Here is a 21,280-nt window from a genome sequence, read left to right on the forward strand (position 1 = left end):
CTCTTACCTCCTATTTAATGAACTCCCACACTGGGCTGTTCACTGTTAAATCTATCTCTTTTGCAAAGTTCACTGCACCTACAAAACCTGCCAATGCATGTTTTCTCTCATGGTTGTGATCACAAAAGGCAACACCTAACTTATAAGCAAGAGGTCTCTCCTTTACACCGCCTACTAAGATATCTGCTCCTTTTTCTAGCATAAACTTTTCAAGTTCCGTTGGATTTGCATCATCTAATATTACAGTTCCTGGATTAGTAAGATTTTTTATCATCTCATATTCTTCTTTTTTACCAGTTTGTGTGCCAACCATAACTGTATCCATACCTAATTCTCTAAATTGCTTTATTAAGGATATTGCCTTAAATCCTCCACCTACATAAATTGCAGCTTTTTTACCCTTTAACCGTTCCTTATAAAATTCAATTTCTTTTATAACTTTTGCTTCTTCAACTTTTATAAGGTCTCGTGTTTTCTTCATAATAATTTCATTGTCAAAATAATCAGCTATCTTAAGTAAGGATAATTTAGTATCTTCTATTCCACAAAAACTAACCTTCAAAAATGGGATATCATATAATTCTTCCATCTTTTTAGCAAGATAGGTCATTGACCCTGCACATTGAACAATATTAACCTTTGCCGTTGGAGCTTTTTTAAGTTCCTCGTAACTGGAATCCCCTGTAACCTTTGTAACAAGCTTTATTCCAATCTTTTCAAGATACCCTTTAACTATCCACATCTCACCAGCTAAATTAAAATCTCCAAGATAATTGAGTCCTTGTACTTTATCTTTTGGTTCCTCTTCACTCATAAGTTTTATAAGAGCATCACAAGCCGCTTTATAGCCCATCTTTTTATGCCCTGCAAAACCTGGCGACTTTACAGAAATAATTCTAATATTATGCCTTTTTTCTGCTGATTTGCAGACTGCATCAACATCGTCTCCTATAACACCAACAATACAAGTTGAATATATAAAAATAAGTTTTGGCGAATGTTTTGCTACAATTTCATCAATAGCTGCTGTTAATTTTTTCTCTCCACCAAAAATTACATCTTTCTCACTTAAGTCCGTAGAAAAGCTATTTCTATAAATCTCTTCTCCACTGGATAAACTTCCTCTAATATCCCAGGTGTAACTGGCACACCCTATAGGTCCATGAACTATATGGTAGGCATCAGTAATTGGATTTAAAACAACTCTAGCTCCGCAATAAACACAAGCTCTTTGACTAACAACTCCAGAAACACTTTCTGAATCGCATTTCATATTTAAGCCTTTCTTGTCGGAATTACGACATATAAAAGCTTCTCTAGCTTCTACAATTTCATATTTTTCATCTAAATCTTTTTGCTTTGCGCTTAATTGGTTCATAAACCCACCTCCATATATATTAAACAGATACTATATATTCAATTTAAGAGGAAGAAAACTTCCTCTTAAATTGAAAGATATATTATTTAAAGATATACTTTTTTTAAAGAAACTTTTTTGATTTTAATTTTTTTAAATAATCATTACTACCTAGTATATTTAAGTGTTTAAGCCTAGTGATAAACTAGGCCTAAACTTTGTAACTATCTAACTAATTCGAAATCTTCATCATTACATTCTCTATCCATGTGATCAAGAATTGCATCACTCATTTCCCTAATTAAATTAATAGCACCTTTGTAACCAACTGTAGTCATAAATTGATGTGCATATCTATCTAAGATTGGAAAACCATACCTAACAAATGGAATATTTTCCGCTCTTGCTATATACTTTCCATGAGTATTGCTGATTAATAAATCAACTGGGTCATTCTTCATCCATTGATGTAGTTCAAAGAAATCACTTGAAGCTTTTACTTTTCCATCTACTCCAGCTTTATCTAAAATTGTTTTTACAGCTTTTTCAAAAGCTTCACCTGGTGTACCGCTGATTACATATGTTGGGATAGCACCAAGACTTAATATCAATTCAACTAAAGGAATAACTGTATCTGGATCTCCAGCAATTGCAACCTTTTTACCATTGAAGTATTGATAGCAGTCTAGCATAAGGTCAACAAGTTGACCTCTTTCTTCTTCAAGTTCATATGGCACTTCCTTGCCAGTAAGTTTTGATAAAGCCATAATAAATTCATCAGTAGCTTCTACACCTACTGGAATTTTTAATTCTGTAAATGGAACTTCACACTTCTTTTCAAGAGCTATAGCAGCAGCTTTTGAAGTAAAGCTTCCTAAAGCTACAGTATGAGTTGAATTACCAGCATCGATTATATCAGAGATTAAAGTTCCACCCTTTGGATACATTACAAATTCTCCAGTCATAGGTGTATCTACAACCCCACTTGTATCTGGTAACATTGTGAAAGGAATTTCCATAAGGTTTAATATTCTCTTCATTTCTCTCATTTCTGCTGGTCCAACATAACCTGGGATTATATTCAACTTACCATTAGAAGTACCATTAGATACTGAAAGGTAATCAACAAAAGCTTTAGTCATACTTGAGAATCCAGTAACATGTGATCCATTGTAACTTGGAGTATTAGCATGAATCATGTACTTTCCTTCTGGAATTTGACATTGAGAAATTATTGTAGCTAAATCGTCTCCTATTGTTTCAGAAAGACAAGTTGTATGAACAGCTATTATTTCTGGATCATATATGCTGAAAATATTTTTACAAGCTGTTTTTAAGTTAGCTCCACCACCGAATACGCTGGCACCTTCTGTAAATGAGCTTGTAGAAGCCATTATTGGATCTTTAAAATGTCTTGTTAATTGCATTCTGTGGAATGAACAACACCCTTGTGAACCATGGCTGTGAGGTAAACAACCATGAACACCTAGAGCTGCATACATTGCACCGATAGGTTGACAAGTTTTTGCTGGATTTATCATTAACGCTTTTCTTTCTTTATATTCCTTTGGTGTATGATCTAACATTACTCGTCACCTCCTACTACTTTTCCTTCTATCATTGGTTCAGTCTTCCATGGAGCTAAAGAATATTTCCAAGCTGGTGTATACACCCCTGCTGATAATTCTCTAGCAAAGTTTAATGCTCCTTTAAAACCTGCATATGGACCAGTGTAATCATATGAGTGTAATTGTTTTGACAATACGCCCATCTTTTGGATTACATATTTATCTTTAATACCTGTTAAGAACATATCCGGCTTTAATAACTTGATGAATTCTTCTGTTTCATAGTGATTTAAATCGTCAACCATAATTCCGCCTTCAGTAACATCCTTGATCATGCCGCCGTAATAGCCTAGTGGAATTTGTTCTTTTAATACTTCATATTTTTCTGGTGAAACAATTATTCTGTATTTTTCTTCATCTTTTTCTACAGATATTTCTGGGATGTTTTTGCTATCTGCATCTTCTTTAATAAACGGAAGTATTTCTCTACCTTGGTAGTCATCTCTATGACCGAATTCATATCCACAAAGAAGTGTTTGAACTCCAAGATCATTTAATAGATATTGATAATGATGAGCTCTTGATCCACCAACGAAAAGACACGCAGTTTTTCCTTCTAACTTTTCTTTGTAGTATTGCATTTCTCCCATTATTGCATCTAACTCTTCTTGGATAACTGCTTCAGTTTTTGCAGTAAGCTCTGGATCATCAAAGAAAGTAGCTAAATCTCTTAAAGTACCTACCATTCCACTTAAACCGATAAAGTTAACCTTCATCCATGGAACACCATATTTAGTTTCAAGCATTTCTGCAATATAATTTATTGATCTGTGACATTGAACAAGATTTATATCAGCTATGTGAGCTGTTTTTATATCATCAAAGGCTGCATCTCCTGTTAATGTAGAAACAACATTGTATCCAATTTTCTCTAATACCCTTTCAATTTCCCAAGCATCTCCACCGATATTGTATTCACCTAGAATGTTGATAGAATATTTCTTGTGTTCTTTTTCTCCAGTACCAACTACTTTTTCTAAAAGTAAGTTGTTCGCAATATGGTGGCCTGCAGATTGACTTACACCTTTGTACCCTTCACAACTAAAAGAAAGAACTGGTACACCATATTCTGCTTCTGCTTCTTTAGCTACGGCATTGATATCATCACCTATTAATCCAACTGGACATGTAGCGTAAATACCAATAGCTCCTGGATTAAATAATTCTACAGCTTCTTTAATAGCTTGTTTTAACTTTGCAACTCCACCGAAAACTACGTCTCTTTCTTGCATGTCAGTGGAGAATACATATTCAATGAAGTTATCTCCGCCTTCATTTGCTTTTGCTTTATTTCTTCTTGTACCCCAAGTATAATAGCTACATCCTATTGGTCCGTGAACGATATGAACCATATCTTTTACTGGACCAAGAACAACACCTTTACAACCAGCGTAACAACACCCTCTATTTGTGATGATACCAGGAATTGTTCTAACGTTAGCTAAAATATCAGGATTTTCATTTTCAGCACTCTTTATAGCTATATGCTCTTTTCTAGCTTTAAAGGTTTTAGCCGGATATTTTTCCATAAACTCAAATTTATCAATGGAACTTGTCATATTCTCACTCTCCTTATGGTTTTCTTGTTATATTGCTTTTTCTGCCGTTTCACCCGTTCTTACTCTTACTGCATCAACAACATTAGTTACAAAAATTTTTCCATCTCCAGCATTCCCCTTACTATTCACTTCCATGATAGTCTTGACTGTCTTATCCAAATCTTCATCGTTAACAACTATTGTAATCATTCTCTTTGATATTAATCTATGATATTCTGAAACTTCTTCTGCTAATGGAGCATCTGCAACACCATTCTCATTTATAAATACGCTTACCATAGAAAAATCTACTTTTTTCTTTCCTCTTCCTAAAACTTCTTTACAAGTTATAGCTGGTATGCCTGCCTTTAAAAGAGCTTCTTTTGTTTTTCCAACCATGTTCATTCTAATTACTGCAACTACTTCTTTCATGGTGATTCCTCCTTTAAAGTCCTTTTGATTGAGAACTAATTGTGTACACTTCCTCTACTGGAGTAACAAATATTTTACCATCACCGAATGCTCCAGCTTCTCCAGTTTTACAACATTTCATAACAATTCTAACAACATCGTCTTTATCTTCGTCGTTTACTACAAACATTAGTACTTCCTTTGGAATCTCATCATAGTAGATATCTCCAACTTTAACGCCTCTTTGTTTACCTCTTCCTACGACACTATATTTTGTAACTGCAGGAAATCCTGCGTCACATAGTTCTGAAAGAACCTCAGTTGTTTTTTCAGGTCTTATAATAGCTTTGATCATTAACATAACATCATTTCCCCTTTTTCTTTAATTAGTTTGCATCTATCTTTTTTATTCGAATAAACCATATTCCATTAATATTTCTTCAAGTCTGTCTTGACTCATTGGAGTTGGTATTACAAACATCTTGTTATTTTCTATAGCAGCTGCTAATTGTCTGTATTCATCAGCTTGTGCTGCTTCTGGATCAAACTCTATAACTGTTTTCTTATTTATTTCTGCTCTTTGAACCATGTTATCACGTGGTACAAAATGAATTAATTGACTTCCAAGTTCCTTAGCAAATGCTGTTAAAAGATCTAACTCTCTATCAACTTTTCTTGAGTTACAGATGATACCACCTAATCTAACCCCACCAGATAAAGCATATTTTTGAATACCTTTTGAAATGTTATTAGCAGCATATAATGCCATCATTTCTCCTGATGCAACTATGTAGATTTCTTGAGCTTTTCCTTCACGGATTGGCATTGCGAAACCTCCACATACAACGTCTCCAAGAACATCGTAGAAAACATAATCTAAATCATCTGTATAAGCTCCTAATTGTTCAAGCATGTTTATTGAAGTAATGATACCTCTACCTGCACATCCAACTCCTGGTTCTGGACCGCCTGATTCAACACATTTAATACCACCAAATCCAGCCTTTAAGATTTCATCTAAATCTACATCCTCGCCTTCTTCTCTTAGGGTATCAAGAACTGACTTTTGAGCTAGTCCACCTAATAGTAATCTTGTAGAGTCTGCTTTAGGGTCACAGCCTACAACCATAATTTTCTTACCCATTGTTGCTAAACCTGCTGTAAGATTTTGTGTTGTGGTAGATTTACCGATACCACCTTTTCCATAAATAGCTACTTGTCTCATAATTTGTTCCTCCTTAAAAATATAGAATTATTTTTTAATCTTAAAGTATCTATTTGGTACTTTAGCACTTATTAGTACTTCAGAACTTATTAATACTTTGACATTATTTATCATGCATTTAGGAATTTGTTAAATTTATGCCTTTATGCTGATAAATTGTTAACTTGTATGAAGTATAACATCTATTTTTTATCAAATCAATACCTTTTTATTGATTTTGTTATTAATTTATTAAAAAACTTAAATTTTCAAAGATAATTTAATATATTTTTGTTCGTTTTACTGATAAATTATTAAAAGTCTAGTAAAGCATGTGTTTTTGCTCCACTAGACTTTTTATAATTATTCTTTTCTTGCAATGATGATCCTGAACTCTCTCTTTTGTTCTTGAAAAACCTCATAACTTCTTCCAAGTCTTTTAGTTTCACTTGAGACCCAATGAGGAATATGATCGCAAATAACTTCAAGTTTTTTTATTCTATCATCATTTAATAAAGGAACTAATACTTCCTTGGATGTTAATCCACAATTACTCTGTTGAAACTTTTTTATATCAATGCTATAAGTGCCATCCTTTTCTATAACAAGTTCTTCTTTCTTAATCTTTTTTATAGGAATTTGTTCAGTACTTTTCTCTGCTACATAATCTAAAAACTCATCAGGTCTATCACTTATTTCCCAAATCTTAAAATCGGCCTTTTCAAGAGCATTATATAAAACACCAGAAACATCACTAGCAACAAAAATTTTGCAAGTATCCAAGCTTTTTATAATCTGGCTTATATCCTGTCTAATCTCATGTATACTTTTTTTCATATCCAAGAAATATACAATCTGACTTTCTTCATTCCACTGCCAATTAATCCTAGTAAAGACTTTTATTATCCCTGATTCTTTTATAGAAGTCGGAGTTCCTTTTTCATCCACTAAAACTGCTACTTTTACCTCCATAAGCTTGACCTCCATTTTAGATTATTAATCTTTTTACAACTTCTCCATTTTCTATGTGTGATTCAACTATTTCTGCAACATCATCTTCTGTTACATTTCCATACCAAACACCTTCAGGATACACTACTACCACTGGTCCTTGAGCGCATATACCAAAGCAACCTGTATTTGTTATCATTACTTCACTACTAAGATCCCTGTCGTTTATTTCCTCTATAAAAGCTTCTACTACTCCAACAGAATCCTTAGAGAAACAAAAACCTTTCTGTTGACCATTAATTCTACAACTAGTACATACAAAAATATGATGCTTTAATGCTACCATCATTAATCCCTCCTAATTTTATAAAAAATAAAAAGGCTATCTTTTAATAGACAGCCTCTTTGCTTCCCTTACATGATTTTCTATTTTTTTATTATTATATAATACATATAGCGAGAAAACAATGAATAAATATTAATTTGTTAATATATACATGCAAATTTTGTTTTTTGATTATTTTTCATCGAATTGTGATAATAATATTATCAAATACTTATAATAACATTAATAATACTAATATTAAGGAGGTATAAAAAAATGTCACAAAATAGATCAAACGAAAAAATTACAACAGTACCTATAGAAAGACATGATACTGCTGCTTGGGCTAACATGGAAAAACAACAAGGAATAACTAATGTTAATATTCCAAGTGACTTTGAAGTTGATAATGCAAAAGATCATGTTGACACTAACGAAAAATAGAATTTTAAAAAAACTATCTATAGTAGATTGAAAATCTACTATAGATAGTTTTTTTACTTTTGTTAACTCATATTATTATAATTCATTTCTGCAAGTCTTCTATATACTTCATATCTTTCTCTTGCATCTTTCTCCGCCTTATCAAACATCGCATCCGCAACTTCTGGGAATAGCTTTCTTAAAGATGTATACCTAATTTCCCCTTCAATAAAGTCTTTATACTTCTCTGTTGGCTCCTTTGAATCTAGAACAAATGGATTCTTACCTTCAGCTTTTAACTCTGGATTATATCTATATAAGTGCCAATAGCCAGTATCTACTGCTTTCTTTTCTTCTTTTATACTGTTTCCCATTCCAGCCTTTATACCATGACTTATACAAGGCGCATAAGCAATAATTAGTGAAGGTCCCTTATATCTTTCAGCTTCTACTATAGCTTTAATAGCATGATTCATATTTGAGCCAAGGGCTATTTGAGCTACATATACATAGCCATAACTTGTCGCCATGAGACCGAGGTCTTTCTTTTTAACTTTTTTACCAGAAGCAGCAAATTTCGCTACAGCCCCTGTATTAGTAGCTTTTGAAGATTGACCTCCAGTATTTGAATATATTTCTGTATCCATAACAAATATGTTAACATCATTTCCCATAGCTAAAACTTGATCTAATCCACCAAATCCAATATCATATGCCCAACCGTCTCCCCCAATAATCCATTGTGATTTTTTCACAAGATAATCTCTTTTACTTATTATTTCTTTTATTACTGAATTATTTTGATCTTGGCTATTTCCTAATAGTTCTAGTATTTTAGCTGAAGCTGTCATTGAACCCGAACCATCGTCAATATTCTCTAACCATTGGTTGCAAGCATTCTTCAATGCTTCTTCAGTATTTTCTGCTTCACTGAGTTCTCTAATTAAAACTGCTAAACGTTCTCTCATCTGCTGAACTGCTAAAAACATTCCATAACCATATTCTGCATTATCTTCGAAAAGTGAATTTCCCCATGAAGGACCTCTACCATCATCAGTTGTTGTATATGCTATTGATGGAGAACTTGCTCCCCAAATACTAGAACAACCAGTAGCATTAGCAATCATCATTCTTTCGCCAAATAATTGAGTCAATAATCTAATATATGGAGTTTCACCGCACCCTGGACAAGCACCATTAAACTCTAATAATGGCTTCATAAGCTGACTACCTTTTAAAGTATTTCGATCTATTAGACCTTCCTTTGGTTTTAAAGTTAATGCGAAATCCCAATTATCAACTTGATCTTCTATCTCTTGTTGAGCTGGTTGCATTATTATTGCTTTACCTGGAGCTGGACATACATCTGCACAATTTCCACATCCTGTGCAATCCATTGGAGCAATTTGAATTCTATACTGATATTCTTCAAGTCCTCTACCCGTTGCTTTTTTAGTTGCAAAAGTAGCTGGTGCTTTTTCTTGCTCTCCCTTATCTAAAACAAATTGTCTAATGGTAGCATGCGGACAAACGAATGCACATTGACCGCATTGTATACATTTATCAATTTGCCATTGTGGCAACATAACTGCAATTCCTCTCTTTTCGTATGCAGTTGTTCCTAGCGGATGGGTTCCGTCCTCTATGCCGTTGAATGCACTTACTGGAAGTTCATCACCTTCATGACGAGCCATTCTTCTTTGTATATTCTTCACAAAGTCTGGTTCGTTCCTTTCAACTACCTTATCATCTTTTTCTTGTTTCCAAATTTCTGGCACATTAACTTTTATCAATGCATCAGCACCCTTGTCAACAGCATCTTTATTCATTTTTACGATATGTTCACCTTTTTTACCATATGACTTTTCAATAGACTTTTTCAAATAGCCGAGAGCCTCATCCACAGGAATCACTTCTGATAACTTAAAGAAGGCTGATTGCATTATCATATTTATCCTTGCGCCTAGTCCTAAATCATAAGCAATCTTCACAGCATCAATTATATAAAAATTAATATTATTTTCTGCAATATATCTTCTAATTGATACAGGCATTTTATCTTCTAATTCATCTTCTGTCCATGGACAATTTAGAACAAATATTCCATTTTTCTTTAAACCCTTTAATAAATCATAATTGTATATAAATGATTTATTATGGCAAGCAATATAATCAGCCTCATATATAAGATATGGTGCCTTAATTGGGTTTTTGCCAAACCTTAAATGTGATACTGTTGTTCCTCCAGATTTCTTACTGTCATAAGAAAAATATGCTTGTGCATATAAGTTGGTATTATCTCCTATTATTTTAACTGCTGATTTATTGGCACCAACAGTTCCGTCAGAGCCTAGACCCCAGAACTTACAGCTTATATTTCCTTGTGGTGTTGTATCAATGATCTCTTCTTCTGGAAGAGATGTATCTGTTACATCATCTACTATTCCAATAGTAAAGTTATCCTTAGGATTATCTTTCTTTAAGTTATTAAATACTGCTAATATTTGAGAAGGTCTTGTATCCTTAGATCCAAGTCCATATCTACCACCAATAATAACTGGTTTCTTTGTTTCACCATAAAATAAATTAGTTATATCTAAATAAAGCGGTTCTGCAAGAGATCCTGGTTCTTTAGTTCTATCAAGAACTGCTATTTTCTCTACAGTTTGAGGCAATATATTAAAGAAGTATTCTTTTGAGAAAGGTCTATATAGATGAACCTCAATTAAACCTACTTTCTCGCCTTTTCCTAATAGATAATCAATAGTTTCTTTTGTTGTGTCACAAATAGATCCAATAGCTACAATTATATATTTAGCATCATTTGCTCCATAATAATCAAATGGTTTATATTCTCTTCCTGTTATCTTTTTAATTTCCTGCATATAGTTATTCACAATATCAGGCACTGCATTAAAGAACTTGTTTGAAGCTTCTCTTCCTTGAAAATATATATCAGGATTTTGTGCTGTTCCTCTTGCAACTGGATGCTCAGGATTTAATGCTCTATCTCTAAACTCTTGTATCGCATTATAATCAACAAGCTTTGCTAAATCACCATAATCTATAACTTCTATTTTTTGATACTCGTGAGATGTTCTAAAACCATCAAAAAAATGTAAAAATGGCACTCTAGATTTAATTGCAGTAAGATGTGCTACTGCAGCCATATCCATAGCTTGCTGAACATTAGATGATGCTAAAAGAGCAAAGCCTGTTTGTCTACAAGCCATTACATCTTGATGGTCTCCAAAAATTGATAACGCATGTGTTGCTATAGCTCTTGCACTAACATGAAATACCCCTGGCAATAATTCTCCTGCTATCTTATACATATTAGGAATCATAAGTAATAATCCTTGTGATGCTGTATATGTAGTAGTAAGAGCTCCTGCCGCTAAAGAACCATGTACTGCACCAGCTGCTCCAGCTTCTGATTGCATTTCAACAACCTTAACTTCTTGCCCAAAAATATTCTTTCTTCCATGGGCAGCCCAATCATCAACGCCTTCAGCCATAGGTGTTGATGGTGTTATAGGAAATATAGCTGCAACATCAGTAAATGCATAAGAGATATATGCAGCTGCTTCGTTTCCATCCATTGTTTTCATAACCTTAGTCATTAATAGACCTCCTTAAACTCTTATAGTACAATTGTATTTTGCTTGTGGTTTAATCTACAATTATATGTTGTTCAATTATTCCGTTGATATTCATAATTTAGTAAACTTAATTCTTCTACCAATGCTCAATATGATATTTATTTTTTGAAATAATTTAATATTTTTGCTTTATTTGAAAGATAATATATTTCTTCAATATTTAAAAATGAATACGAAAACTATCATTCCCGCCTTGCTAAGTTTCCAATTTATTGATATAATTATCAAAATTACATTTTTATTTTTATAGATATATATCTTAATTATTAATGTACATATCATATTAGCTTTAAATTAAAATACAATTCTTATTAGGTTAGAAAAAGATACTTATATGATATTAACTTTCATCATTGAGACTATATATTTATGCAAATCATTTTTAGGAGGTATTTTATGGAATACAATGTTAACTACAATAAAGTCGGCGCAGGTATTATAACAATTTCTGTCCTTAGTATTATTGGGGCTATAATTTTTGCTTTAGGTTCTGTTATTTTAATCCTATCAAAGGATATCGTTAATGAAACTTATGCTTCAATGGGCATTCCTGCCATAAAACAAAGTGATATCATGATTTTGTTAATCTCAGCAATCCTTACGATAATTTTCATTGCTCTTATTTTAGCAAAAAAAAGTATAGGGGTTTTTGGATACTTTGCAACTAAAGCTTTTTACCTAGTATATACAATCATTAGTACTGGTTTTGCTATAGGAGAAATTACGTACTTAATTCTTCCACTTTTAATGCTTCTTTTTATCGTTAAGAAGAAACATATTTATGGTTTTGGAAACAAAAATGAAGATGCAAGCATTTAGTGCAAATAAAAAATTTATATAAAAATAGAGCAAGCTTACGCTTGCTCTATTTTTTCAGTTAAATATAAATATAGTAATTTTATAGTATTTTCTAATGCAGAATAATGTGTTCTTTCCATTCCATGAGACGCATGTACACCAGGTCCAATTAAAGCACCTCTTATATTATTTCCGCCTCTTAAAGCTGCAGAAACATCTGAGCCATACATTGGATAAATATCTACTACATATTTCAAGTCATTCTTCTTAGCTAATTCTACAAGTGTTGTAGTCATATTATAATCATATGGTCCTGAAGAATCCTTTGCACAAATTGAAACATCATATTCTGTGCAGTTTAAATCATCTCCAATGCATCCCATATCTACAGCTAAAAGTTCCGATATATCCTCTGGTATGTATGCTGATCCGTGTCCAACCTCTTCATAATTTGAAATCAATATCTTTGTCTTAAATCTAGGAATGATTTTCTCCCTACTTATAACATCTAACAATCCCATTAAAGCAGCAACACTTCCTTTATCGTCTATAAATCTAGATTTTATGAAACCACTTTCTGTAATAACTGTTTTAGGCTCTATAAATATAAAATCTCCTGAATTTATACCAAGGGAAAGCACATCCTCTTTATTTTTCACAACTTCATCTATTCTTATCTCCATGTTTTCTAAGGATCTCTTTTTTGTAGCACTATCTTCAAAAACATGAGCTGCAGGACTTGTGCTTAAAAAAGTTCCAGTGTATATTTTTCCGTCTCTAGTTCTTATTTTACAATATTCAGAATCTAAAGTTGGAAGAATAGGTCCTCCTAGAAGAGTAAACTTTAAATTTCCATCACTAGTTATAGACCTAACCATTGCACCTAATGTGTCCACATGAGCTGATAAACCGATTACCTTGGAATCATCTTCACCAGGTATAGTTATTATACCCATCCCTTTATTAGTGGTTTGAAAATCAAAACCAAAGTTTTTAACCTTTTCACTTATCATATCCATGATTTCAAAACAAAAACCTGTTGGACTGTTAAATTCCAATAATTCCTTTGCAGTTTGTAAAATATAGTTTTTATCTAATGTTAAATTCATATTTATCCTCCTTACAAAAACTATAAATATCGAGATAAAAATTCACTAATCTATTGATGAAAACTTCACCATTAAACTTTTCCTCTCACTCTGCAAACATTATACTAGATATTCTTTATTGAATCTACCTAAGTTCAAATAATGTTTCTATATTTAATTTATATAACGTTGATAAAAGTAATATAGATTTCTAATTAAAATATACATGTTACACTATTGAAACTTAAAACTCTATAGACATATTGAGCAATTGATATACCTTATGAAGATTATTTATCAAAGTTTATATATTTATAATTCTAATAATGGATTCAGAACTAAAATTAAGCCTCTAAATTTTTTAAAAGATTCGCCATTTCGATAGCACTAACTGCTGCATCATAACCTTTATTGCCGCCTTTAGTTCCAGCTCTTTCTATTGCTTGTTCAATAGAATCTGTTGTAAGTACTCCAAAAATAACTGGTTTCTTAGATTCTAAGGAAGCATGTGCTATACCTTTCGATACTTCTGAGCAAACATAATCATAATGAGATGTTGTACCTCTTATTACTGCTCCTAAACAAATTATCGCATCATATTTATTGGATTCTGCCATTTTACTTGCTATAAGTGGAATCTCAAAGGCTCCTGGAACCCAAGCTATTTGAATATCTTCTTCACAAGCTCCATGCCTCTTTAGTCCATCAATAGCTCCACCTAATAATTTAGCTCCAATAAACTCATTAAATCTACCTACTACAATCCCAAATTTCAATCCCTCTGCTACTAAATTTCCTTCATAAATTTTCATATTTTTTTCCTCCCTACACGGTTTTCAAAATCGTATTTATATTATAAAAAATAAAACCTATTTATTTAAAATATGACCTAACTTTGCTTTCTTTGTTTGCAGATAAAAATCATTAGTTTCATTATGTTCCATCTCTATAGGAACTCTTTCTACGATTTCTATACCAAAACCAGCAAGCCCTGAAATTTTTCTTGGGTTATTAGTCATAAGTCGAAGTTTTTTTACTCCTAAATCCTCCAAAATCTGTGCTCCTATTGAATAATCTCTTAAATCAGCTGGAAACCCAAGGGCTAAATTTGCTTCAACAGTATCCATTCCCTTGTCTTGAAGGGAATAAGCCTTTAATTTATTGATTAAGCCTATACCTCTTCCCTCCTGTCTCATATACAAAAGAACTCCAGCACCTTCTTTTTCTATTCTCTTCATAGCTGCTGCATATTGCTCTCCACAATCACAACGCATAGATCCTAAAGCATCTCCAGTTAAACATTCAGAATGAACCCTAACCAAAACTGCATCTAGATTACTAATATCTCCTTTAACCAACGCTACATGATGTTCTCCATTTATCTTGTTGACAAAACCGATAATATTGAACTCACCATATTTAGTTGGCATTTTTGTTTCTACTACTCTTTCGACTAATTTTTCTTTTTGTCTTCTATATGCGATTAAATCAGCTATAGTTATTATTTTTAAATCATGTTTCTTTGCAAACTCTATAAGTTCAGGAGTTCTTGCCATCGTTCCATCTTCATTCATTATTTCACAGATAACACCTGCTGCTTTTAATCCTGCTAATCTTGCAATATCCACAGCTGCTTCAGTATGACCGGCTCTTTTTAAAACACCACCATCCTTTGCTGCTAAAGGAAATATGTGTCCAGGTCTTCTAAAATCATTAGCCTTAGCATCTTCTTCTAATGTTTTTCTTATTGTGTGTGATCTTTCAAAAGCAGAGATTCCTGTAGTTGTATCTATATGGTCTATAGATACTGTAAAAGCTGTTTCATGATTGTCTGTATTGTTTTTAACCATCTGTTGTATATTAAGTTCTCTAAGCCTCTGTTCTTCCATAGGCATACATATAAGCCCTTTACCATAAGTAGCCATAAAATTTATGGCATTGGCATCAACTTTTTCAGCAGCCATAACAAGATCACCTTCATTTTCCCTGTCTTCATCATCAATTACTATAAGAATTTTACCTTCTTTAATATCCTGTAATGCTTCTTCTATTGTATTAAATGTATCCATACTTACCTCCTATAAAAAACCATTATTTTTTAACAAATCCATAGTTATCCCACTTTCAGTACTACTTGAATCTTCTTTACCATAGGTTAATAATCTTTCAACGTACTTTCCTAAAATATCACATTCAAGATTTACAGTATCTCCTATAACTTTCTCTAGTAAAATTGTTTCATCTTGTGTATGTGGTATTATCGATACTTCGAATCCTTCTTTATTCACCTTAGCCACTGTAAGACTAACACCATCAATGGCTATAGATCCCTTATGAATTATATACTTCATAACCTTTTCAGAAGCACCAATATTAATCCAGATAGCATTATCCTCTTTTTCAAACTTCTTTATGATTCCTACATCATCGATATGTCCAGTAACAATATGTCCACCAAACCTTCTACTTGGTGTCATAGCTCTTTCAAGATTTACTCTACTCCCAATTTTCAGATTACCTAAGTTGCTTTTCCTCAAAGTTTCTGCCATTATATCTGCTTGAAAAGAATCTAAAAATATTTTTGTAGCTGTTAAACATACTCCATTAGTACTAACACTGTCGCCTACAGCTATTCCATCTATAATATTTCCTGCTTGTATTGTAATTTTAGACGATTTCTCACCCTTTTGAATCGCTAATACTCTCCCTATTTTTTCTACTATTCCTGTAAACATAGCAAACTCCTATTCTTTAAAATACTTTATGAATCTTATATTTAAGCTACTTTTCTATATGTACGTTTGCCGTTCTATATCATTTTCTAACCTATAATTCTCATTACTACTTTCTGATATATCCCTCAATTAATATGTCTCCTCCAAAAGTTGAAACCCTTAAATCTTTTACATTTATAGCATCCTTAATTTTGTTAATTCCAACGCCTTCAACTGGAGTTTTAGAATTTTCTCCTCCAATAATCTTTGGTGCTATGTAAAACTGAACTTTGTCAATTATCCCTTCTTCTAAAGCAGAGAAACACAAAGTACCGCCCCCCTCTAAAAGAACACTATCAACTTTTAAGTTTCCCAGTTCCTCCATAAGCTTTTTAAGATTAACTTTTTGCTCTTTTTCTGGAACTATAATAACTTTTACTCCTTGTCTCTCTAAAACTTCTACTTTTGACTCATCAGCCTTTCTTGTAGTAGCTACTATAACTTCTACTTTATCCTTTGCATTTAAAACTTTTGCGTTTAAAGGTATTTTAAGTCCACTATCTACAATAATTCTTTTAGGACTTGCTCCACCTTCAAGTCTACAAGTTAATTCTGGATCATCCTTCAAAACAGTATTTATCCCAACCATTATTCCAGAAACTTTATTTCTCAATTTATGAACATTTATTCTCGATTCTTCATTGGTTATCCATTTTGAATCCCCAGTACTAGTAGCTATTTTTCCATCTAAAGTCATGGCTGCTTTCATAATTACAAAAGGTGTTTTGGTTTTTATGTATTTCATAAAACTTTCGTTGATTTTTAAACATTCCTCTTCTAACACTCCCACAATCACTTCTATACCTTCTGCTCTAAGTATTTCTACACCTTTTCCTGCCACCAAAGGATTTGGGTCTAAAGTACCAATAACTACGGTTTTTATCTTATTGTCTATTATTGCTTTTGTACATGGAGGTGTTTTTCCGTAATGACAACAAGGTTCAAGGGTTACATATATTGTGCTCCCTTCAAGCTCTCCATTATCACTTACACTTGCAATAGCATTAACCTCTGCATGTGGTCCACCATATTGCTTATGATATCCTTCTCCAATAATTTCCCCATTTTTTACAATAACAGCTCCAACCATAGGATTGGGGCTAACTCTTCCTGCTCCTAGCTTCGCTAGTTCTAATGCTCTTCTCATATAACTTTCATTCATACCTATCACTCCAAAAATAAAAGCCTTAAGTTCACGACTCAAGGCTTAAAATAAATACAGCTAGTAAAAAGATTTTATGTAATTAAAAAGCTCTGAAATATAAAATTTCAGAGCTCAAACAAACATAAACAATTTAAATACTAAACTTATCTATTTATCTTCTTTCATCCAGACTTTACTGTCGGCCTTGGAATTTCACCAAATCATGCCATTAATGGCTCGCGGGCTATACCGCCGGTAGGGAATCACACCCCGCCCCGAAGACGTGCTATATTAAATTTATAGTTATATGATATTAGACTTTCAATAATTTGTCAACATACTTTTCACTTTATCTTGAAAAAGTTTTTTCAACTGCATTGTTGAAAGGTTCTAAGAAGAAATCAATAATCCTTCGTTTTCCGCATAATAACTCTACACTTACATTCATACCTGGCATAATCTTAAACTGACTACCACCTGCTTCAATATATTGTTTGTCTAATTTTATATTAACTTTATATACTCCACCTTGTTTTTCATCTTGTATTGCATTATTAGATATATAATCTACAACACCATCTACAGCTCCGTATTTTTGGTATGAATAAGCTTCAAATTTTAAAGCAACCTTCTGACCTTCTGTTATTTCAGAAATATCTCTATTGTTTACATAAGCTTCAACAATCATTTCTGTGTCATCCGGGATTATAGTTGCAACAGATTTATCCATAATTACTGGCACTCCAAGGGTATTATAGTTTAATGTACTTATATATCCAGCAACTGGAGATACTATTTCACTCTTAGTTTTTTGATTTTTAATTTCATTTATTTTAAACTCTATATTTTGTATATCCTTTTCTTTTGTAAGAATTTGTTCTATTGTACTACTTTTCCTTGATGTCTCTTCTGCTTCAATTTGTTTTTGAAGTGAATCAAGTTGCTTTTTATAATCCTCTACACTTGATAACTTGTCATTATATTGAGTCTGAAGATACTGTTTTTGTGTCTCATTATTTGGAGTATTAGCTGCCGCATCAAGTTTATTTTTTGCCTCAGTAGCTTCCTTTTCAGCATCATTAATCTTATCTTGAGCATCATTTATTTTTCTCTGATTGCTTTCATTACGATTTCCATCTACTTGACTTTTAGTCTTCTTATATTCCTCATAAGATGCTTTTATTTTTTCACTTACATTTGTGAAATCTATTCCTTCATCATTCCATACTCCATCACGGTCATTTTCAAGAATTCTTAATTCCACTTTTAAATTAGCAAGTTGTGTTTGATAATTTGCTAACTCTAAATCATTATCACTGGAATCAAGTTGAACTAATACTTTACCTGCTTCAACTCTGTCCCCTTCTTTAACATTAATTTCTTTTATCTTTCCACTTGAGACTGCTTGGATAGTTTTTATATCTCCGTTTGGAATTACTTTTCCATGCCCCTCAATAACCTTATCTACTTTTCCTAAAAAGCAAATTCCTATTACTGCACATATCAAAAATGATATAAAGAAAATAAAGAAATTTCCCAATGGTGAGGCTGGTGTCTCAACAGCTTCTATAGTATCGGGCAAAAATTCGTAATCTATATCGTTCCTTTTAAAAATATTAATCACTTACTTTTCCCCCTTTTTGTTGCATGTATAAATTATAGTATATTTTCTTATTTTGCATTAGTTGTTCATGGGTACCAGTTTCTATTATTACCCCTTTATCAATAGAAATAATTCTTGTTGCTTCACTTAGGGTTGATAACCTGTGGGCTATAATTATCACTGTCCTTCCATGACATATAGCCTTTAAATTATTCTGTATTATCGCTTCTGATTCATAATCAAGTGCTGAAGTAGCTTCATCAAAAATAAGAATTCTTGGGTTAGTAATTAATGCTCTAGCAATGGCCAATCGTTGTTTCTGTCCACCAGATAAACCTATACCATTTTCACCTATTTCTGTATCATACCCTTCAGATAATTTCGATATAAACTCATGTGCTCCAGCGATCTTTGCAACATGAACTATCTGTTCTAAAGTAGCATTAGGCTTGTCTATTGCAATATTATCCCTAACAGTGCCTCTAAACAAGAAATTTTCTTGCAATACTACTCCTATTTGCTTTCTAAGCCAAAATTGATCTATCATATTGATATCAATACCATCTATCAATATTCTCCCTTCTTCAGCTATATACAACCTTTGAATAAGCTTTGAAATTGTACTTTTGCCGGATCCACTTCGACCAACAATTCCGATTATTTCACCTTTATTTATTTGAAATGAAGCATTTTTTATTGCAGGTGCTGATTCCATAGTATATCTAAACACAACATCTTCAAAACGTACATTTCCTTGGAAATTATTTATTCTTAATTTTTTGGATTGATTAAAATCCTCTGATGGAGTATTAAATATATCACCTATTCTATTAAGGGAAATTCCTGTTTGTTGAAAATCATTCCACATTTGAACAAGTCTTAAAATCGGCTGACTTACTCTAGAAGATAACATTCTAAAAGCAACCAGTTCTCCGATTGTCATTTTATTGTTCATGGCCAAGCTTGCGCCGACCCATAAAATTATTAAATCCAATAATTTTTGAATAAATCCAGCAAAATTTGATGCATAACTGCCAAGTATTGTCGTTTTAAAGCTTGTCTTTGCTTGTTTTGTAAGATAGCCTTCCCAACGTTTTTGGAATTCATTCTCTAAAGCAAAAGCTTTAAGTGTTTGCGATCCGTTAACTGATTCTACTAAAAAAGATTGAGCTTCTGCGCCAGCATAAAATCTTTCATCAATTCTACTTCTTAATATAGGTGTTAAAACTAAAGAAAAAATCACAAACACTGGTAATGATAGTAAAACAATGATACTTAAAGTCTTACTATAAACAAACATAATTATGAAATATACAAAAATAAAAGCTATATCTAATACAGATGTAAGAGGAGCTCCTGTTAAGAAGTGTCTTATATTATCAATTTCCCTAACTCTGGCTATTGTATCTCCTACTCTTCTTGATTCGAAGTATTTTAACGGAAGCTTATATAAGTGATTTACCAACCTAGCGCCCAAAACTATATCAATTTTACTAGTTGTATGAGTAAAAACGTATGTACGTGCTAAATTCAGCACTAAATCACAAACTATTACAAAAACAAGTATTCCACATAATATATTTAAAGTAGAATTGGTTCTGTGAACTAAAACTTTATCAATAATTACCTGCATAATCATAGGCATTACTATAGATAAAATTTGAATCATCAGTGATGCTAAAAGGGTAACTATTAGCGGTTTTTTAAACTTTTTAATAGTCGGTATAAACCATTTTATATTAAATACTCCTTCTTTCAATTCATCACTACTCTTTTTAAAAGCTATAACCTCACCATTCCATCTACTAGTTATCTCTTCGACATTTACTTTTTCCGTTTTGTTAATTTTTGTATTTATAAATACTGCTTTATCTTCAATTATTCTTAAAAGTAAATAATAGTCCCCATCCAATTTTATAACTATGGGCATAGTTGCCTTTTTTAATTTTTCTATGGAGTATTTTTTATGTTTTGCTTTAATCCCATTATCTCTTAAAACTCTAATTAGCTTATTATCATTAAAAGACTCTTCTGGTTTTAAGTATCTTTGCCTCAATTCATTTTTTTCTACTTGAATTCCTTGAATAGCAAAAACATACATAATACACTCCATGCCTGTATCGTTATTTTCTACTATTGCGTTCGGATCAATTGTCATATAACTCACCCTCTTATCCTATTTGTTATTATAAATTCCCCTTGTATATTGTTATGTTCTAAAAAACTTCTTATGGCACTTGAAAATTCATGTATATCTTAACTAATTTTCGTATTAATCAATTAGACTACTTATTTCTAGTCCATACATTAATCTTCATCAAAGGTTTTTATAACATTTAATAGATACTACATACTTTTGTAAAAATAATATCCA

General features: G+C 32.2%; 18 protein-coding genes and 1 riboswitch. Of the genes, 2 read left to right on the top strand and 16 right to left on the bottom strand.

The features are described from left to right. Positions 1 to 10: 10 nt before the first annotated feature. The 8 genes from nifE to CLOCEL_RS14240 all read right to left on the bottom strand — a co-directional run bounded on the left by nifE (position 11) and on the right by CLOCEL_RS14240 (position 7,435). Positions 11 to 1,378: a nitrogenase iron-molybdenum cofactor biosynthesis protein NifE gene (gene nifE, locus CLOCEL_RS14205; RefSeq protein ID WP_010074627.1), complete on the bottom strand. Its 1,368-nt coding sequence runs from the start codon at positions 1,376 to 1,378 to the stop codon at positions 11 to 13. A gap of 203 nt (positions 1,379 to 1,581) precedes the next feature. Continuing rightward, positions 1,582 to 2,943, bottom strand: coding sequence for a nitrogenase molybdenum-iron protein subunit beta (nifK, locus tag CLOCEL_RS14210; protein ID WP_010074628.1), 1,362 nt, complete (start codon positions 2,941 to 2,943; stop codon positions 1,582 to 1,584). Continuing rightward, entirely contained in the window at positions 2,943 to 4,544 is a 1,602-nt protein-coding gene (gene nifD / locus CLOCEL_RS14215; RefSeq protein WP_010074629.1) for a nitrogenase molybdenum-iron protein alpha chain, read from the bottom strand. The genes nifK and nifD overlap by 1 nt, the downstream gene beginning before the upstream one ends. A gap of 27 nt (positions 4,545 to 4,571) precedes the next feature. Then, positions 4,572 to 4,955, bottom strand: a complete 384-nt coding sequence (locus tag CLOCEL_RS14220) for a P-II family nitrogen regulator (protein ID WP_010074630.1) — start codon at positions 4,953 to 4,955, stop codon at positions 4,572 to 4,574. A 13-nt stretch (positions 4,956 to 4,968) separates the two neighbouring features. After that, positions 4,969 to 5,295, bottom strand: coding sequence for a P-II family nitrogen regulator (locus CLOCEL_RS14225; RefSeq protein ID WP_010074631.1), 327 nt, complete (start codon positions 5,293 to 5,295; stop codon positions 4,969 to 4,971). A 45-nt stretch (positions 5,296 to 5,340) separates the two neighbouring features. Further along, positions 5,341 to 6,159, bottom strand: a complete 819-nt coding sequence (gene nifH, locus CLOCEL_RS14230; protein ID WP_010074632.1) for a nitrogenase iron protein — start codon at positions 6,157 to 6,159, stop codon at positions 5,341 to 5,343. Positions 6,160 to 6,501: 342 nt separating this feature from the next. Further along, a complete protein-coding gene (locus CLOCEL_RS14235; protein ID WP_010074633.1) occupies positions 6,502 to 7,110 on the bottom strand; it encodes a Fe-only nitrogenase accessory AnfO family protein in 609 nt (202 codons plus the stop codon). Positions 7,111 to 7,126: 16 nt separating this feature from the next. Continuing rightward, the gene (locus CLOCEL_RS14240) at positions 7,127 to 7,435 is read right to left on the bottom strand and encodes a 2Fe-2S ferredoxin (RefSeq protein ID WP_010074634.1); all 309 of its coding nucleotides are present in this window, start codon (positions 7,433 to 7,435) and stop codon (positions 7,127 to 7,129) included. 255 nt (positions 7,436 to 7,690) lie between these two features. Here CLOCEL_RS14240 and CLOCEL_RS22380 point away from each other — a divergent pair, with 255 nt between their 5' ends. Further along, a complete protein-coding gene (locus tag CLOCEL_RS22380; RefSeq protein WP_010074635.1) occupies positions 7,691 to 7,858 on the top strand; it encodes a CDIF630_02480 family spore surface protein in 168 nt (55 codons plus the stop codon). Positions 7,859 to 7,920: 62 nt separating this feature from the next. Here the strand turns inward: CLOCEL_RS22380 and nifJ are convergent, their stop codons facing one another. After that, positions 7,921 to 11,460: a pyruvate:ferredoxin (flavodoxin) oxidoreductase gene (nifJ, locus tag CLOCEL_RS14245; protein WP_010074636.1), complete on the bottom strand. Its 3,540-nt coding sequence runs from the start codon at positions 11,458 to 11,460 to the stop codon at positions 7,921 to 7,923. Positions 11,461 to 11,895: 435 nt separating this feature from the next. On the opposite strand from nifJ, the gene CLOCEL_RS14250 reads away from it, so the two are divergent. After that, positions 11,896 to 12,318, top strand: a complete 423-nt coding sequence (locus tag CLOCEL_RS14250; protein ID WP_010074637.1) for a hypothetical protein — start codon at positions 11,896 to 11,898, stop codon at positions 12,316 to 12,318. A 35-nt stretch (positions 12,319 to 12,353) separates the two neighbouring features. On the opposite strand, the gene CLOCEL_RS14255 is transcribed toward CLOCEL_RS14250, so the two are convergent. The 7 genes from CLOCEL_RS14255 to CLOCEL_RS14285 form a co-directional block, all read right to left on the bottom strand. Then, positions 12,354 to 13,406, bottom strand: coding sequence for a M42 family metallopeptidase (locus tag CLOCEL_RS14255; protein ID WP_010074638.1), 1,053 nt, complete (start codon positions 13,404 to 13,406; stop codon positions 12,354 to 12,356). A 323-nt stretch (positions 13,407 to 13,729) separates the two neighbouring features. Beyond that, complete coding sequence (ribH, locus tag CLOCEL_RS14260; protein ID WP_010074639.1) at positions 13,730 to 14,197, bottom strand: 6,7-dimethyl-8-ribityllumazine synthase; 468 nt, start codon at positions 14,195 to 14,197, stop codon at positions 13,730 to 13,732. Between the two features lie 57 nt (positions 14,198 to 14,254). Further along, the gene (locus CLOCEL_RS14265) at positions 14,255 to 15,454 is read right to left on the bottom strand and encodes a bifunctional 3,4-dihydroxy-2-butanone-4-phosphate synthase/GTP cyclohydrolase II (protein WP_010074640.1); all 1,200 of its coding nucleotides are present in this window, start codon (positions 15,452 to 15,454) and stop codon (positions 14,255 to 14,257) included. Between the two features lie 9 nt (positions 15,455 to 15,463). Next, a complete protein-coding gene (locus CLOCEL_RS14270; protein WP_010074641.1) occupies positions 15,464 to 16,120 on the bottom strand; it encodes a riboflavin synthase in 657 nt (218 codons plus the stop codon). 106 nt (positions 16,121 to 16,226) lie between these two features. Further along, complete coding sequence (gene ribD / locus CLOCEL_RS14275) at positions 16,227 to 17,321, bottom strand: bifunctional diaminohydroxyphosphoribosylaminopyrimidine deaminase/5-amino-6-(5-phosphoribosylamino)uracil reductase RibD (protein ID WP_010074642.1); 1,095 nt, start codon at positions 17,319 to 17,321, stop codon at positions 16,227 to 16,229. A gap of 152 nt (positions 17,322 to 17,473) precedes the next feature. Next, a riboswitch (FMN riboswitch) is annotated at positions 17,474 to 17,590 on the bottom strand. Between the two features lie 62 nt (positions 17,591 to 17,652). Next, positions 17,653 to 18,927, bottom strand: a complete 1,275-nt coding sequence (locus tag CLOCEL_RS14280; RefSeq protein WP_010074643.1) for an HlyD family type I secretion periplasmic adaptor subunit — start codon at positions 18,925 to 18,927, stop codon at positions 17,653 to 17,655. Beyond that, positions 18,920 to 21,064 carry a peptidase domain-containing ABC transporter gene (locus CLOCEL_RS14285; RefSeq protein WP_010074644.1) on the bottom strand — a complete coding sequence of 715 codons (2,145 nt, stop codon included), beginning with the start codon at positions 21,062 to 21,064 and terminating at the stop codon, positions 18,920 to 18,922. The genes CLOCEL_RS14280 and CLOCEL_RS14285 overlap by 8 nt, the downstream gene beginning before the upstream one ends. Positions 21,065 to 21,280: the final 216 nt, after the last annotated feature.

It is taken from the genome of Clostridium cellulovorans 743B (genome assembly GCF_000145275.1).
GTDB classification, from domain to species: domain Bacteria; phylum Bacillota; class Clostridia; order Clostridiales; family Clostridiaceae; genus Clostridium_K; species Clostridium_K cellulovorans.